Annotated in this window: 20 protein-coding genes; 18 read left to right on the top strand and 2 right to left on the bottom strand. The window is 46.2% G+C overall.

The genetic code is table 11. The annotated features are described in order from the left end of the window. Positions 1-11: 11 nt before the first annotated feature. Together DQW12_RS10135 and DQW12_RS10140 are read left to right on the top strand one after the other, a co-directional pair. Positions 12-548: a PH domain-containing protein gene (locus tag DQW12_RS10135; protein WP_198683947.1), complete on the top strand. Its 537-nt coding sequence runs from the start codon at positions 12-14 to the stop codon at positions 546-548. Next, a complete protein-coding gene (locus DQW12_RS10140; RefSeq protein WP_198683948.1) occupies positions 541-2025 on the top strand; it encodes a PH domain-containing protein in 1485 nt (494 codons plus the stop codon). Before DQW12_RS10135 ends, DQW12_RS10140 begins: the two co-directional genes overlap by 8 nt. Before the next feature lie 8 nt (positions 2026-2033). Here DQW12_RS10140 and DQW12_RS10145 read toward each other — a convergent pair whose 3' ends face one another. Continuing rightward, the gene (locus DQW12_RS10145; protein WP_113907754.1) at positions 2034-2804 is read right to left on the bottom strand and encodes a ferredoxin--NADP reductase; all 771 of its coding nucleotides are present in this window, start codon (positions 2802-2804) and stop codon (positions 2034-2036) included. A gap of 86 nt (positions 2805-2890) precedes the next feature. Here DQW12_RS10145 and DQW12_RS10150 point away from each other — a divergent pair, with 86 nt between their 5' ends. From DQW12_RS10150 to DQW12_RS10225, 16 genes are all read left to right on the top strand, one after another. Next, on the top strand, positions 2891-3808 hold the full coding sequence (locus DQW12_RS10150; RefSeq protein ID WP_113907755.1) for an alpha/beta fold hydrolase: 918 nt from the start codon (positions 2891-2893) through the stop codon (positions 3806-3808). A gap of 190 nt (positions 3809-3998) precedes the next feature. Further along, positions 3999-4124 (top strand): hypothetical protein, encoded by a 126-nt coding sequence (locus tag DQW12_RS13715; protein ID WP_269800931.1) that lies wholly within the window; start codon positions 3999-4001, stop codon positions 4122-4124. 201 nt (positions 4125-4325) lie between these two features. Continuing rightward, positions 4326-4862, top strand: a complete 537-nt coding sequence (locus tag DQW12_RS10160) for a hypothetical protein (RefSeq protein ID WP_113907757.1) — start codon at positions 4326-4328, stop codon at positions 4860-4862. An 11-nt stretch (positions 4863-4873) separates the two neighbouring features. Next, positions 4874-5455, top strand: a complete 582-nt coding sequence (locus tag DQW12_RS13475; RefSeq protein ID WP_157957900.1) for a hypothetical protein — start codon at positions 4874-4876, stop codon at positions 5453-5455. Next, a complete protein-coding gene (locus tag DQW12_RS10170) occupies positions 5394-6485 on the top strand; it encodes an RHS repeat-associated core domain-containing protein (protein WP_113907759.1) in 1092 nt (363 codons plus the stop codon). Before DQW12_RS13475 ends, DQW12_RS10170 begins: the two co-directional genes overlap by 62 nt. Next, entirely contained in the window at positions 6476-6928 is a 453-nt protein-coding gene (locus tag DQW12_RS10175) for a hypothetical protein (protein ID WP_113907760.1), read from the top strand. Before DQW12_RS10170 ends, DQW12_RS10175 begins: the two co-directional genes overlap by 10 nt. Before the next feature lie 39 nt (positions 6929-6967). Continuing rightward, positions 6968-7444 carry a hypothetical protein gene (locus tag DQW12_RS10180; RefSeq protein ID WP_113907761.1) on the top strand — a complete coding sequence of 159 codons (477 nt, stop codon included), beginning with the start codon at positions 6968-6970 and terminating at the stop codon, positions 7442-7444. A gap of 41 nt (positions 7445-7485) precedes the next feature. Continuing rightward, complete coding sequence (locus DQW12_RS10185) at positions 7486-8007, top strand: hypothetical protein (RefSeq protein ID WP_113907762.1); 522 nt, start codon at positions 7486-7488, stop codon at positions 8005-8007. A 982-nt stretch (positions 8008-8989) separates the two neighbouring features. Next, positions 8990-9745: a hypothetical protein gene (locus DQW12_RS10190; protein WP_157957902.1), complete on the top strand. Its 756-nt coding sequence runs from the start codon at positions 8990-8992 to the stop codon at positions 9743-9745. Position 9746: 1 nt separating this feature from the next. Beyond that, on the top strand, positions 9747-10760 hold the full coding sequence (locus tag DQW12_RS10195) for a hypothetical protein (RefSeq protein ID WP_113907764.1): 1014 nt from the start codon (positions 9747-9749) through the stop codon (positions 10758-10760). A 107-nt stretch (positions 10761-10867) separates the two neighbouring features. Continuing rightward, complete coding sequence (locus DQW12_RS10200) at positions 10868-11527, top strand: hypothetical protein (RefSeq protein ID WP_113907765.1); 660 nt, start codon at positions 10868-10870, stop codon at positions 11525-11527. A gap of 139 nt (positions 11528-11666) precedes the next feature. Then, positions 11667-12374, top strand: coding sequence for a hypothetical protein (locus tag DQW12_RS10205; RefSeq protein WP_113907766.1), 708 nt, complete (start codon positions 11667-11669; stop codon positions 12372-12374). Beyond that, positions 12365-12847 (top strand): hypothetical protein, encoded by a 483-nt coding sequence (locus DQW12_RS10210; protein ID WP_157957903.1) that lies wholly within the window; start codon positions 12365-12367, stop codon positions 12845-12847. Before DQW12_RS10205 ends, DQW12_RS10210 begins: the two co-directional genes overlap by 10 nt. A 118-nt stretch (positions 12848-12965) precedes the next feature. Beyond that, positions 12966-13607, top strand: a complete 642-nt coding sequence (locus DQW12_RS10215) for a hypothetical protein (RefSeq protein WP_157957904.1) — start codon at positions 12966-12968, stop codon at positions 13605-13607. A 69-nt stretch (positions 13608-13676) separates the two neighbouring features. Beyond that, entirely contained in the window at positions 13677-14312 is a 636-nt protein-coding gene (locus DQW12_RS10220) for a hypothetical protein (protein ID WP_113907769.1), read from the top strand. Positions 14313-14539: 227 nt separating this feature from the next. Continuing rightward, positions 14540-14782, top strand: a complete 243-nt coding sequence (locus DQW12_RS10225) for an RHS repeat-associated core domain-containing protein (protein ID WP_113907873.1) — start codon at positions 14540-14542, stop codon at positions 14780-14782. 213 nt (positions 14783-14995) lie between these two features. Here DQW12_RS10225 and fic read toward each other — a convergent pair whose 3' ends face one another. After that, entirely contained in the window at positions 14996-16102 is a 1107-nt protein-coding gene (fic, locus tag DQW12_RS10230; protein WP_113907770.1) for a protein adenylyltransferase Fic, read from the bottom strand. Positions 16103-16157 lie beyond the last annotated feature (55 nt).

Here is a 16157-nt window from a genome sequence, read left to right on the forward strand (position 1 = left end):
ATTATAGGTAAATGATGAACGAAAATAACAGAAATCTAACGCGGGTGGATGAGCGCTACCGTTACTTCTTGCAAATTCAAGTGTGTATTCCGCTGTTACTACTGGGTGTTGTGCTTTTTGTGTTTTGGTTATGGGTACCCCGAATTCCAGACGCGTTCTCGCTGTATGGTGGCGCTGCTGTATTACTGCTTTTGGTTATCGGAGTATTTATTTGGGCCCCGCGGCGCAGCCGCGTAACCGCCTATTATGTGGAAGACGACTTAATCGGATTTATTGTGGGTGCACTTTGGCATAAAGAAGTAGTGGTGCCGTTTAATCGATTGCAGCATCTTGAGCTTCAACAAGGCCCAACTGAGCGCCTCTTGGGCCTTAGTCGGCTGGTGCTCTATACCGCAGGCGGCACAGGAGCCGACCTTGCCATTCCCGGTTTACGTACAGAAACTGCAGAGCAAATTCGAGACCAAGTGCTGGGTATTGTGCGTAGCGAAGTGCTGGAAGACGAGGCAATAACACAAGCGAACGATGCGAGCGAGGCTCGCCATGACTGAGCCAGTAGAAGCACCGCTGGAGGAATGGCAGCAGCGCTGGCACAGATTGCCACTTGTTGCACTTATATTCTTTTTTTTGAAAAGCGTACATCAACTCGCCAAACAGCTATACCAAGCTATTCCTGCGCTTGCTGGGGTATTTATTTTTGCCCGAGACTTTCGCGACGCTTGGCCTTGGTTTGCTGTTGGTATTTTAGTGGTCTTTGTACTTGCAGTGGTTCTGCAATATTTGCGCTTCACCTATCAAGTTAACGACCAACGGGTGCAAATGAAACAAGGCGTGTTCAAGCGCACTGAATTAGCGCTCGATTATGAACGCATTCAACAAGCGGATTTACAAATCCCTTGGTATTTACGTTGGGTTGGGCGCTACGTTGTTCGCCTTGAAAGTGCCGGCGCTAAAGGGCAAGAAGTTATTCTGGTGGGCTTAACTCAACCGCAAGCGGAACTATTGCAACAACGGGTGCAGTTACGAGGGAATCAGGCAACAAGCCCGCAAACACATACTAACGCCAACAGCGTGGCGCAACCTAACACCGAAGAGGGTGCCGCAGACTTTAGCTTTACTATTGGTAAAAACGAAGTGTGGAAAATAGGGCTCATTCAAAATCCATTTATTGCCGTGGGTTTAGTTTTGGCGTTTCTGGTGTCGAATGAGCGAATACGCAATGCAAGCGAGTCGGCGTTAGTTGGTTTTGTGGAGCGTTTTCCTTCCAAAACGTTAGCCTTGGTCGTGTTGGTGGGCGGCGCATTTTTACTCATGGCCTTATTTATAGCTGCAGCCATAGGCTTTGCATGGAACAAATACTATGGCTACCAATTAACACGGAATGATCAACGCTATAGTTATAGAGCTGGCTTCGCGAGCCCACTGCAACGCAGCTTTTCATTGCGAAAGCTGCAAACGATAAAAATAAAGCAAGGTATTATTGCTCGCTTAATGCACCGTGTAACTATTGAGCTTGCACAAGCGGGGGGAATGGCACAGCGCCAAGAACGCTTTTTAATCCCCATTTTAACGGAACAACAACGCCAACGCTTTGTGGCCGACTTAGGCGTACCCAGCTCCGAAACAACATGGCATCGTAGCCATAAATGGTGGATCAGCCATTGGCTACTCATTACCTTTGTTGTTCCTACGCTAATTTTTGATTGGCGTGTGGGCGTAGGTGCTACCGTGCTTGTTTTTGTGCTGCGCGTGCTGAGCTGGCGCAAACGCGGCTGGTTGATCAATGAACAGTGGTTTGCCACACGCTCCGGCGTATTTGGATTTACCGAGCGCTGGCTGCCGATTAGTAAAATGCAATCTATATCTTGGGCACAGGGGCCTTTGCAGCGGCGTTTGAATATAGCGTCTGTGGTGGTCTGCAGTGCAGCGGGCCATTTTTACGTTGTCGACATTCCCGTTCAGCAAGCACGGCAGTTGCAGCAACGCATAATTCAAGAAACTGCAAGCTGCCGTCGGCTATGGATGTAATAACGGCGTTATTTCCAATATTGTTCGAGCGTAACGTTACCCGGCTTACGGCGTAAGTTAAGAATGAGACCGCGTGTGGCAAGCTCCGCACGCGTCTCCTTAATCATTTCTGGGTTACCGCAAAGCATAACTTGTGCAGAGGTGTTGAGTGGTGTCCCTACTGTCTGCTCTAGTAGCCCTGAATGAATTAAGCCAGGAATACGACCGCGTAACGCCCCCGGACAGTCTTCGCGGCTCACTACAGGCTGGTAATGAAAAGCGCTTTGGTGTTGGTGTTGCCATTGTTCAATTAAAGGTTGGTAGCACAGTTCGTTTGCGTGACGAACTGCATGGACTAGCACTATTTTTGGGAACCTTTGCCAAGGTTCAGACGCTCGCAACATCGACAAATATGGTCCAATGCCCGTACCCGTGGACATTAGCCACAAGCTTTCTGCCGAGGGAATGTCACCTAAGCCAAAGAAACCGCTGGCGTTTTCCGCTACCAAAACGCGCGCGCCGGGATGCAATTGGTTTAATACTGGACTTAGCGTGCCATTTGGCACCGCAGTAATCACAAATTCGAGCTCAGCGTTATTCGGCGCGTTCACTAAAGAGTAGGCACGGTGAAGTACTTCGCCTTGGCTTTCAACACCAATGCGCACAAACTGACCTGGCTGAAAAGAAAATTCCGAAATGTTGTTACCATTACTGTCGGTCAATTGCCCGAGCCGAAGGGAAAAGAGAGTAGGGGTCCAGTGATAAACGTCGGAAACTGTACTGGTTAACCAATTGATCATGTAAGCCTATGCGCTCCTTTTACTTAGAAAGTGCGTATAATGCGGTGTTCTATTCGTGCAATCAACCAATGAAGTGTAGGGGTATTATGCAAACCAAGCGAGAACAGGAACTTATACCCGCTTGTGACTGGCAGCCGTGGCAATGGCAAGCGCCAGAAGGGTTCTGGTTACGCGGTGTTCACACAGTGCCGCGTGGTTTGCCGGTGTTGCACTTTATTCACGGAAATAGCTATTGCGGCCTTATTTATGAGCCCATGTGGCAATACCTCACAGTTCATTTTGATGTATTTTTACACGACGCGCAGGGGCATGGCGAAAGTGACTTTGGCGGTCGATTTGTGGGGTGGAAGCGCAGCGCTGAATTAGCAAAATCCGTTTGGCAACAGCACAGAGGTCAGTTTGGAAATGTTCCTCATATTGGTATGGGGCATAGTTTTGGTGGAGTATTAACCAGCGTAGTGAGTGCGCACGACAACGACTTTTTCGACCGACTAGTATTGCTCGACCCCATTATAATGCCACCAAGAATGACGCGCATAGTGGAGCCCTTAGAGCGGTTACGGCTATACAAACTTAATCCGTTCGCGAAAAAGGCAAAACGCCGTCGCAGCCAATGGGCATCGGCGCAAGAAGCACAAAACAGTTTAGCTGGGCGAGGTATGTTTAAAGGTTGGAGTAATGCAGCAATGCTTGCTTATGTTACCCATGGCATGACTGAAAATTCCGACGGAACCGTTTCGTTGAAGTGTAATCCCGCTCGAGAAGCTGAAATATTTTCTAGTTATATGCCAGGCCTGTGGAGAACATTGCCCCAGTTAGCCTCACCCACTTTTGTTCTTTATGGCGACCAAACCTACCCATTTGTACGCGATTCCTTAGGTAAGTTAGGTGATCTTTTACCACAGCTTCATGTTGAAGAAGTAGCGGGTGGGCATTGCTTTATGCAAGAAACGCCGGCAGACACGGCAATCCGTGTGCGAGAGCATTTAACAAGACGCTTGTAATCAGTTGCCTTTTCCTTGCTTAAAGCCAGAGCTTGTTTCATCTGCATGCGGGTGCGCATAACTGCAGCTATATGCGTTAGGTCAACGGGTGGTGCAAGGGCGTGGTGCAAGGGCCTTCCTGTGCCAAAGTAACGTAAACACTCATTTTATTTATAATCCGCAGGGCCAGTTATTAGCGGAAGGCACAAGCGTGCAATACATCTATTTTGCAGGCCAATTGGTGGCCACGGTTAGGAATAACCAGTTGTATTGGGTACACAACGACCACTTAGGTCGTCCAGAGGTGCTTACCGACAGTACAGGAAATGTGCTGTGAGGTTGTTTTCAATGGTGATTCACTTAACTTAATGACTAATCCCAAATATATGGGTACATATAATTATGTGAACCCGGCTCCTGTTCCTAGTGTCTGGTATGACGCGGCTGGATGGCTCATATTTACAGGGCGAGGTGTAGGGCATTTCGCTTTAGATGTCGCTCCTTATCTTTTGGGTGGTAATGTAAGAGGAGATAATTAGTGTGTATCGGTGTAAAAATAGGTATTGGAATTGTATTGTTATTAGCCCTTTTAAGTCTGACGGCTTGTAATACTGCAACAATTGCAAGTTACCAGCATGAGCAGTCAGAGATATTTTACAAAAACTTTGATATTGAGAGCGCAGAGGTTAGTAACTTCAAATTTAACGAGGTTTTATTTACTGTAGATGTAAATAAAGTCACCCACAGCAGCTATGCAATATGGCTAGGTCTATATTCACATAAAGCAGGAAAGTTTATAAATATTGAGAGAGCTGTAATTGTCGGTGAAAGCTGGAAGGAGGAGCGGAGCTTTAACCAAGAGTTGATTATAGATTCTGCTGTTTCTGACTATGATTTATTTAAGCTCGATAGCGGACTAAAGCTTTTTGAGATGAGCAAGAGTGACTCGGGAAAATTGCTACTGCAAGACCAAGAATTGCACTTGACAGTGTTCTTTGATGTTGGCGGTCGTATTGAGAGTATAACTTTTGTTCTCAAGGAAAAAATTGAAAAGCAAGTGGTTTTTCCAACTTAGAGCTGATTTCAGTGCAGCCGATTAGGTGTTTCGGTTTCATCCGATTACCGATTTCGGGCTACCCATTCAGACAGTGGCGGGTCAGTTTTGATGACCGTTTTACCATTACACAGCATGGAGTCACCGAACTGATAAGTGAATGCGGACAAACGTGGTTCCGCCGTAACTTAGGCAATGCCATTGTTGAGCGGCGAGGCGACAGTGTAACAACACGGTACGTATACACAGACCATTTAGGCAGTGTGGATGTGATTACCAATGACGCGGGGCAAGTCGAAGAAAAACTTAGCTTCGATGCCGTTGGTAAGCGCCGTGCGGTGTTTAAAAGCAATAACCAAGCCGTGAACTTTACCTTGGCCTCGATATTAAGCCTCACGCACAAAGGTTACACCGGCCATGAGCAGGTAGACCACGCCAGCGTAGTGCAAATGGGTGGGCGCATTTATGACAAAATTGCCCGGAGCAATTTTGAACGTTACGCAGTAACGGCCCCGCAGGGGCGAGGCGCATGGACGCGCCGAGTATCCCCACATAGGCCGCTTCCTACAAGCCGACCCATTCGTACAAAGCCCGAGCAACAGCCAAAACTTTAACCGCTACAGCTATGTACTGAATAATCCGCTGAGCTACACTGACCCGAGTGGGTATTTGTTTAAGAAGCTTGCTTCGCCTTTTAAACGTGTCATTCGTGGGGTGTTTAAAGCATTGGGTGCTGATATCAGTCAAACCATTGTGAGTATTGGTTCTCTGTTCTGTGGCCCGTGGGCGCCCGCTTGTTCAGCCGCGGGAACTTATAATGTTGCGCGCGCTCATGGCGCATCCTCTAGTCAGGCCTTGCGGGGCGCAGCGGTTGCCGGCGCTTCAACATGGGCGTTTACGCCATCAGGCGGACCGGCAGCACCGACAGCGAGTCAAATGACGATTCGCTTGGGAATAAATATCGTTGCGGCACATAATCCGAATATGGGTCAGGCGTTGATGTATATCTCCGGGAGTTTAGGTAAAGATTTTGGCGGTTGGGTGCAAAATGCGGTAGGTAGTTACGGGCAATACAAAGCGCAATCCGAGTTAACACGCTTTGCGGCTAAAAATGGTTTGAGCTTGCAAGAGTTGAACTTGATTTTGGGGCTTAACTCCAAACTGGGGCTTGAAGTGGCGGGGACGACTTACTCTTATGAAGAAGGAGTAATATATGGATTTGGTCAACGCCATGGAGGGCAATTAGACCGATGGAAAGGAGTGCTTTGGGATGTAAATGATTGGCTTCTTGGTACGCAAGGGCTTCTGGATGCAGTAACTTTGAGTGCGATTAACAATTTGCCGAGTACTGGTCATTTGACAGGGCATAGTCTAGGAGCACTGCGTGTCAATAATCTGTTGAGGCAAGGTTATATCCAGAGTGCAACTTTGCAGTCATTGCCGGTAGTACCTTGGTTCAATGTTGCTGCTGCTGGAAGTGTAGGAGGATGTATGCAATTTGATCCAATTTGCTTAGGGAGCTTTGGAGCGATGTTGCAGCCTAGCGTTCAACGTCTATGCCTAAACGGAAATAGTATATTGGCCGCTCACGATAGCGAGCTGTATGTTAGTCAGTGGCACACGAGGGGATTGTCATGCAATTAATAAGAGCATCCACAGTTGGGATGCTGTTTTGTCTAAGCATCGGGTGTACTTCAGTAACCGATATATCTCATGAGTCGCCCTACCAGGAAATGATAGGGCAATGCTATGTTTTGCAACAGGACATGCTCATTCAAGAAACTTGTTGGGTAGTAGGGGACTTGGTGTTGTCAATTGATGGAACGGGTTTCTGTTTTGATGGAAATATGGGAGAGGTTCCAAAAGGAACTGAGGTCACTATCAGTGCGATTAAAGAGCGTGTTGAATGGAGTATCGGAAGGTGCCCGCAGTTGATTCTCGAAATACCGGACATTGAAATACCGGGACGTGAAGTTTCTCCTCCTGTTTGTTCAAGGGTAAACGAATTTAGCTGGGGGAAAGAATTTTTATGGTCTAGAGGATCTGAAATTTATTTAAAGGAAGAATATGTCAAACCGTGTGAATAATGAATGTAACGATAAACGAACCAGTTTGAGGAAGTTTCGATGAAAGCCACGTTTCATATTCTTATTGTAGGCTTATTAGGTTTGCTAACGAGCGGTTGTACTTCAATTACTGACTTATCAAATGAGCGACCCTATGAAGATATGGTGGGCGAATGTTATGTCCTGCAACAAGATATGAATATTGTTCGTACACAAGGACGCTGTGCTGCAATTGGTGAGGAAGTTATTACACCTTACCTGAGGGCATATTGCCTAGAAGACAAGGTTGGGGAGTTAGCAAAAGGCAGTGAAGTTATTATTTCTGGAGTGCACATCAGAAAAGCTATCCCATACACGTGCGCCACCATGATTTTTGACGCTGTTGACTCTAGTACCTTGAACTTAGAGTCTCTTAGCGCCCCGCTGTGTGAAGTGGTTGGAATTCTTGATTGGAGAGAAGGCGATCGGCGCTCCTACTTCCGACGAGGTGACACTATTGAGCTTAGAGAAGACTATGTGAAGCCATGTCGTGAATGAACTAAAGATTTTTAAGATCAATTGCCGTGAAGGAACGCAATATGCATGGAAGGATGTTATTCATAGCTCTATTTGTAGTTTTATTAAATGGCTGTAGTTCTTATGCTGTTGTGCCTGTTCTTCTGCTTTTAAATGGAGGAGATAAGATTACCGATATCTCGAGCGAAGAGCCTTATCAAGAACTCATTGGTCGGTGTTATGAAATTCAACAGGATATGAATGTAATGAGTACGGCTGGAGGTTGCTGGATTATGGGGGACTTGTTGTTAACACCTCACCAGCGTGTACATTGTTTACAAGATAGGCTTGGTGTTTTGCCGAAAGGGACAGACATAAACATCGTCGCGGTTACTATGCGGCAAAAAGCAACAGGGGAATATTGTCCTCAGATCTTAATTGAACACTCTGGTTCACCAATTACTGAACAAGAAATATCTTTACCTGTCTGTGGTCATGTCCATTTTTTGAATTGGAACGATGTACCTATGACTGAATGGTGGGCGCTAGGAGATAACTTCGAGTTAAAAGATACGTATGTGCAGCCTTGTCAAAGCCCTCTTTAGAATTCGCACCTTAGTTAACTTAATGAGTCGTCCAACGTATTTAGATTTTGGGTAGGTTTAGATTTGAGAGAGGAATATTCACATTTGGAAGTTGATTCTACTGATTGGATCATATTTTTGCGACTGAGTGAACTTAGCGTAGTTTAGGAGTTATCTGGGATATTAACGATACCTTGCTAAATGCTCAGGGCCTACTGGATGCTGTCTCCTTAAGTATAGTCAACAACTTACCTGCAAGTGGACACCTAACAGGTCATAGCCTCGGAGCATGGCGAGCGAATAATCTCCTAAGGACGGGGCATATCCAATCAGCCACTCTGCTATCCTTGCCCGGATTTGCTTATCCAGCGGCAGGCAGTAATGGCTATTGTGCCAGCATGGATATGATTTGTGGCACCCGCGCCATGACACTCATTCGGCCGGGAACAAGTAATGTTCCAAGCCCAAGCTGGTGGAACTGGGTGGGCCGTAATCATAAAATTTGTACTGTAGGCGGTTACCAAGAAAACTGGGGGGGGCACATGTTAACTTTACAACAGATTTGCTGGTTAGGTTTGGGTTTGTCTGTGGTCGGTTGCACGGGAACTAAAAACCTACCGTCCGAATTGGTTGGCAGTTGTTTGCGAACGAATACAAATGCGTTTATTCATAGAAGTAACTGCCCTGCCGGTACTGGGGATTACTTAATATCAACTCGATTATCAGGTGGTCGTTGTATCAAAAACCAGCCTGAAACGCTTTTAACAATGGGCAGTGATCTCCAGATAGTCAGAGTGATGAAACAAGGGCGGGGCTCAACAGGTGACTGCCTTCGGATTGAAGTGAGCATCTTATCGGGTGAGCAGAGGGGTTTGTTGGCAGACTTACCCGTATGCGGGATATTGCACCCAAGCCCTTGGTGGATCACGCAAGGGTTTGATGCAGAATCAGGAATTGTTTTTAACCCTGAGTATGTAGCTTTAGTGCCCTGCGCTGATTAACAGTGTTTCGTTTAACCCTGCACGCTTTGGCTGTTTCTTCGGCAGGCAGAGAAAAAATGAAACTACACGGCGGTAATTTTGGCCATGGCTTTTTTAGTGCCGGGTTTACCAAATGGGCGGGTAAAACATGGAACATGGACACCGAAAGCCCGCACAAGGTGATTGGAAATTCATTAAGACAAGCCATTATTGGTGGCACCGCATCTCGTATTACCGGTAATAAATTCTCGAATGGCGCGTTCACGGCAGCACTGCAGTATATTGTGAATGAAGCGGGTTCGCAGTTAAGTGAAGTTCAGTCCAAAGCCCAAGCTAATAGGCAGGCTAGAGAGCTGAACGCCCAGGGTGGTAATTGGACTACAGTTCGGACTGAGGATGGTAATTGGACCATACAGCCTGCAAATATGCGAGCACTTGAAGTTGCGTTCGGTAGCTCGGCAACGGAGAGTATAATAGAAGCAAAATCAGAGAATTACTGCAAGCTCATTTGTCCAAGCTTAAGTGTTGGGGCGACATTGCTTGGAGGTGATATGAGTGGGAGTGCAAATAATGCCGCAATTAATTCTGCTATTGAGTTTTCCAACTATTATGGGAAAGGAGTTGGGGTGCTTCAACATAGTCCTGTAGAAGATGTTAGTAGCTTCGCTGTAGGTTTTGGAAGGTTGGTTCCAGTGATAAAGTTAGGTACCGCAGCGTCAGCAGCTTTAAATAACTATCAAGCGTGTATGATTGATTGTCAAAGTAGGCGAGGATTTTAACGTGAGAACGATTGATTTTAACCTGTCATTCAAACGTCTCGTTGTAGGATGCCTGCTGTACATGATTTTTAGTCTTCACCTTAAAGCTGAGGGTTTAGACGTTGATATCACAAAGATTCCTGTAGGCGAGCCTGTCATATTCAATATTGATGGAATACCAGTGTTGGTGCATAAAAGAACTCAAATGCAGTTGGAAGCAGGGCAACTTGTCGATGGGGAAGATAACTGGTTTCAAGCTATTTCGATGTTTGCGATTGCTTTTAATGTAAAGCAAGCAAATTTTATGCTCGCTGAGTCTGAAATTTACACCCATCATTTTCGGTCAAAACGTCCGGATATAGCCGTTTTTTATGCAATTGCTGCACCTCGTTTTTGCATGGTGGTGTACGACACTGAACAGAATAGATATTCAGACCCATGCACCGGCACTTCTTTCGATACAAGGGGCCTGCCTGAGAATGGGGGGTATCCATTATTGATCCCGCCTCATTACTACGAGGGAGATAGGCTTTTCTTTAAATCAATAGATACCGCTGAGATTACGGAGCACTTCACAGCTGATTCGATTTTGATGGCTCCCGAGCCAAGGATTGATCGTTTGCTAGCAGCAGCTTTTTTAGACGACTATGCTGCGTTTGAGTCTATTCTTTCTGAGGAGCTAAGTTTCCTTGAGGATAACACCGAGCTTGCAGTAAAAGTATTTGTAATTGCAATGTCTCGCAAACAGTATGAGCTTGTAGAGTTGCTGTTAGATACCGGTGTGGATGCGAATTCAAGTACAGCAGAAGGTGTTAAACTTTTAGATTTTGCATTTATGTTGCTTGACCCGCAATTGGTTGCTTTGCTTAGTCGATACGATGGGCAGTTAAGCGCAAATTTTCAGTGCAATAACGGATATAAAAAGCTTTTTGAGTTTATTAAAGAATTTCATGGTGACCTTATTACGGCTCAGGAAATACAAGCTTTCTTAGATACGGCGGAGGATGTTGTTTCCTTGTCAGACCAAAGCTGTTGAGAGGCTCAATCACTCCAACTCCACAACCAACTCGACAAATTAACCATAAGCAACTGTTGAATTTTTACGAGCATCAACGGCAGTTAGGTAAAGAGAGTAATTAAAGTATGCGTATTTATCTTATGATTTTCTTGCTGATGATTGGGTTGGTAACTTTCCCAGTACGATTGGTTGGAGAGGATGAATACACAGCACTCAGTTGTGATTTTGATGCTTTTTTTCAACGTGAATTTGCAAGCCTTTCAGCCCGTGAATCTTCAGAATCTATTGAGGGACTGAAGGTTGAATTTTCTAATCTGAGAATTTTATTGCCTGATCGGTACATGGAGACCTCGCAAGCTAACGGAAGAAGTTCGTATTTTTCCGATATTCCTCAGCATGTTTATCGGCGTGAGAGCTGTGGGCCTGTTTTTTGGGTAAGTGGGATGATAGGGAGCGGTATGGTTGAAAGCTGCATCTCTTGCACCAGAGAAAGTTTTAATCCGAAAACATGGGGAAGGAGCATATCCTCCTCGAAAAGCCACTTCATTCTTGAACGGGAGTCAGAGGATGCTGAACGAGGTATCTTCCTTATAGCGGTGATATCTGAGTCCGATACAAAAACTGAAGAATTTGAACGTTATGAAAGCGACCCTTTGTTCGGCGTACTCGCTTATGATGAAAACGAGTATATCAGAATACTTGACCCCAATGGGTATTGGCTAAGAAGCGTTTACGAACAGATTGAAAATGCTTTTTGGCCGGAGGATGCCAACGGAACGAACTAGCATCAAGCAATAGCCAGAACTTAAACCGCTACAGCTATGTATTCTCGGCTCTAGTCTATTGCGGGGCGCAGCGGTTGCCGGCGCTTCAACATGGGCGTTTACGCCATCAGGCGGACCGGCAGCACCGACAGCGAGTCAAGTGACGGTTCGCTTGGGAATAAATATCGTTGCGGCACACAATCCAAATATGGGTCAGGCGTTGATGTATATCTCCGGGAGTTTAGGTGAAGATTTTGGCGGTTGGGTGCAAAATGCGGTAGGTAGTTACGGGCAATACAAAGCGCAATCCGAGTTAACACGCTTCGCGACTAAAAATGGTTTGAGCTTGCAAGAGCTGAACCTAATTTTGGCGCTCAATTCCAAGATAGGGCTTGAAGTGGCAGGGACGACTTACAGAGCCGACACCGGGCTTATGGAAGGCTTTACTAAAAGAACAGGCGGGCCACTGTCAGGAGCAAAGGGCGTGTTGTGGGATGTCAATGATTGGTTATTAGGAACTCAGGGGTTGCTGGATGCGGTTGCTTTGAGCGCCGTTAATAACTTGCCGAACAATGGGCATTTGACAGGCCATAGTCTAGGAGCAATGCGTGTCAATAATCTGTTGAGGCAAGGTTATATCCAGAGTGGAACTTTGCAGTCATTGCCGGTAGTACCTTGGTTCAATGTGGCGGCGGCTGGCAGTAAGGGCGGTTGTATGCAGGGAGATCCTATTTGTATGGGGCGTCTCGGTGCTTGGTTTCAACCGAATACCCAGCTTCTGTGCCGTGGAGGTGGGAGTATCGGAAATGCTCATGACAGGAGGTTGTACGTCGAGCAATGGCATACGAGGGGGCAAGGGTGCAACTAAGAAGCTTTTCATTCGCCATGGGGCTGCTGTTAATCAATGGCTGCACCTCTATTAAGGATATATCGGATGAATCCCCTTACCGGGAAACGATTGGGCAATGCTATGTGCTGCAACAGGATATGCAGATTTGGGAAAATTCGGCTGGTTGTTGGGAAATAGGTGATTTGATTTTGTCACCCCACACATCGCACTACTGTGCGACAAAAAGCAAGGCTGATATACCCAAAGGCACAGAGATCACTATCATCGAAGTTAAGGAACGCTGGCAGTGGGGAGCCGGGGCTTGTGCACAATTGGTTCTTGCTATTCCCGGTATTGATATTCCTGGACGCAACGTCTCTCCCCCCGTTTGTTTTAGCAGGCCATCCCTCAACTGGAATGAGGAACTAGTTTGGTTCAGGGGCGATGAAATTCAGCTAAAAAAGGAATATGTTAAACCCTGTGAATCAACACCGGAGCGTTCCAGTTACTAACCCGGCAGGGGCGTTCATACCGTTCGCATACGGATATATTCAAGTTCTTCGGTCCTGATCAGATACGGGCACACAAGGCTGCTGATGTAGACCCATATTTTAAGTGAGGGAATTGATAGTGAAGGAAATGAGATATTTAGTGCTTTTCTTTGTGATATGCATATCGATGATAGGCATATCGGCTTATGGAAATGCGGGTTCGGTGGACGACGAGTTTTATAGAAATAAAATGATTGAAAACATGAAAAGTGCCGGACGCTGGACTATCAGCGAGGGTGTTAGTACTTTCGATGATGGTGGAAAAGATGCTATCCAAAGAAAGCTAATTTATGATTTTGGTGTGCAACTGTGGGTTGACCCATGGATTGAGACTGATCGCTATTTGGCGCAATTTAGAATCAAAGCTAGGGGGATTAATTACGATATCCATAACTTGTACCGCGAAGAAGTTGACGAAGAATTCTATGAGTTTTGGCTCATCAAAGTGGCGGCTAGAGACTGGTCCGGAGAGAACGCCAGGTCGGTGTTCTTTGTAACGAGAACAAGTGATATTTATGGTCAAAGAGAGATATTGGTAGAAAGTGAGCAGTTTATTGAGTCGTACCTGGTCGCGGGTCAAGAAATTCAATTACCGCTAGATGACATGGAATTGCTTTATGATATGCAAGCTTGGTTGTTTCCAGACAATTATCAGAATTCCGATTTAAAGAATAAACGAGTTGTAATGGATGCTAGAGGTAATATTACTTTTGTTCAATAAATATTACCTGCAAAAGTGAGGATTTATGGCTGTATGGAAGGCAATTCTCCATAGATATAAGTTTAAAGTATGGTAGCAAAGGCTACTGCTAAAGACTTAGCTCCAATAGAGTTTGATAGTTGGATAAAGCCGGCCCATACGGAAAGCAGCACCAGCACCGAGCAGGGCAAAACCACCACCATTACCCAGCATGGCATAGCGGAGCTCATCAGTGAAGGCGGGGAAAGTTGGTTCCGGCGTAATTTGGGCAATGCTATTGTGGAGAAGCGCGGTGAAAGCATCACCACCCGCTATGTATACACAGACCATTTAGGCAGCGTGGATGTGATTACCAATGACGCGGGGCAAGTAGAAGAAAAGCTTAGCTTCGATGCCTTTGGTAAACGACGTGCGGTGTTTAAAAGCAACTACCAGGCTGTGAGCTTCAACTTGGCGTCGATATTAAGTCTCACTCACAAAGGCTACACCGGTCACGAGCAGATAGACCACGCCAGCGTAGTGCAAATGGGGGGCCGAATTTACGACAAAATTGCCCGGAGCAATTTTGAACGTTACGTAAGTAACGGCCCCGCAGGGGCGAGGCGCAAGGAAGCGCCGAGTATCCGCACATTGGCCGCTTCCTACAAGCCGACCCATTCGTACAAAGCCCGAGCAACAGCCAGAACTTTAACCGTTATAGCTATGTGCTTTCAGCTCATGTTTTAAAAAAAGCCACTGAGCTACACTGACCCGAGTGGGTATTTGTTTAAAGCGCTCAAAAAATACTGGCGCGTGATAGCGGCCGCCGCCGGCGTTTTTCAATGTAGTTTCAAATTGGGCTATTAAAGCATTTAGCGAAGGTGTACTTGCTGGTTCGGTAGCTGGCGGCGCAGCTGGGTTTATGGGGGGTGCTGTGGCGAGCACAGCTTGAAGCGTTTGACCGAGCCGTGTTGATGAGCACCATAGGTGACTTTAACATCGGGCTGCCCGGCCAATACAGGGACGACGAAAAGCAGAGCTGGTATAACTATTTTAGAGACTACGACCCAGGAACCGGGCGCTACTTGCAAAGTGACCCGATAGGGCTGAAAGGGCCCATTGACTACCTCATGCGCTTGTTCGAGCAATGGCCGCTTATCACAGGCGACGATGATATCGACTACCTGCTGCCTTGGAATATTGAGCTCACAGACTAGCGACGCTTACTGTTATTCTTCTACTCTTCATTAGCCTGAGCAAACTTATCTCGGCTTAAGTACACGAAAATTCCTATCAAGGCATAGGCGAACAACGGAGAGGCACCCAATAAAAAAGCGTGGATCGTATTCATGAATTCCTCTTGTGTCGCAACATCTGAAGTAAGGTTAGCACAGGAAACTGCGAGTCTCGAAAGCACGATGCGAAAGCAATTAATTAAAAGCCTTATATGTATTTTTGTCTTGCGACATTAACGACATTAAACGTGGATTCACAAATAACTTTTCCTTGCCAGAGGTTAGTTCTTGCAACACACCGATATCGCATAGCTGTTTCAAGTAAACTGAAGCCGTCTGGCGTTTTGCTATGTCGCGCTCTACCAGATTGCTAATCCGACAGTAAGGCTGCTCAAAAATCACTTGAACCAGTTCATGACTATACACTTTAGGAAGTTGCTCCTTCACATAGTCGCTTGTTCGCTGCATAAGCTCTTTCACTGCGGCGATTTTGTTACAAGTCCACATAGCAGTGCGCTCAACCGCTTCCAGTACAAACAAGAGCCAAGGTTGCCACTGTTGGTCTCGCGTCACTTTATTTAAGAGCCGATAGTAGTCTTGCTTGTTTTGAACAATATATCGGCTCAAGTAAAGTATGGGCAAGGTCAATAAGTTTTGTTCAATGAGGTAGAGAACATTCAGAATACGACCGGTTCTCCCGTTACCATCATAGAAAGGATGGATCGCTTCAAACTGATAGTGGCTCACTGCCATTTTGATTAGCGGATCAAGATCGTCTTTCTCGTGCAGGAAGCGCTCCCAATTCGTTAGGAGATCTCGAATCACTGCCTCACCCACGGGTGGTGTATAGATGACCTCGCCGGTTGTCTGGTTACCAATAATAGTGCCAGCCATCCTACGAATGTCCATCTGGGTATTTTTAAGTGTGCTACACACCTCAATGGCCGTTGCCGTACAGAGTGGCTTTCGTTCTAACTGCATAAATCCTTGGTAGAGTGCCGTTCGGTAACGCAGTGCCTCCTTTGTGGCATGGTCTGCCCCCTTGTCTTCTGCCGCATGTTTGAAAAGCTCATCTGTAGTAGTGACAATATTTTCAATCTCCGAGCTGTCTTTTGCTTCAAGTAGAGGCAATAAATTGATCAACATGCTCTGGTTCGGTATAAGCTCTCCAGCCTTTTTTAACTCAGCTAAAGCTGCCCTAGCCGCAATACAAGCCTTGAGTACGGGCTTGGTTTCTAATAGCTCGTCATCGGGCGGCAACAGTGGTAATTCATTATGTGGGCGGTCAGCATACCAAGTCATGTTTAAAATCCTAGAAAATATCGACATGTAGCATTCATTCAAGGAGTGTATGTCG

It is taken from the genome of Aliidiomarina celeris (assembly GCF_003316875.1).
Taxonomy (GTDB): Bacteria; Pseudomonadota; Gammaproteobacteria; order Enterobacterales; family Alteromonadaceae; genus Aliidiomarina; species Aliidiomarina celeris.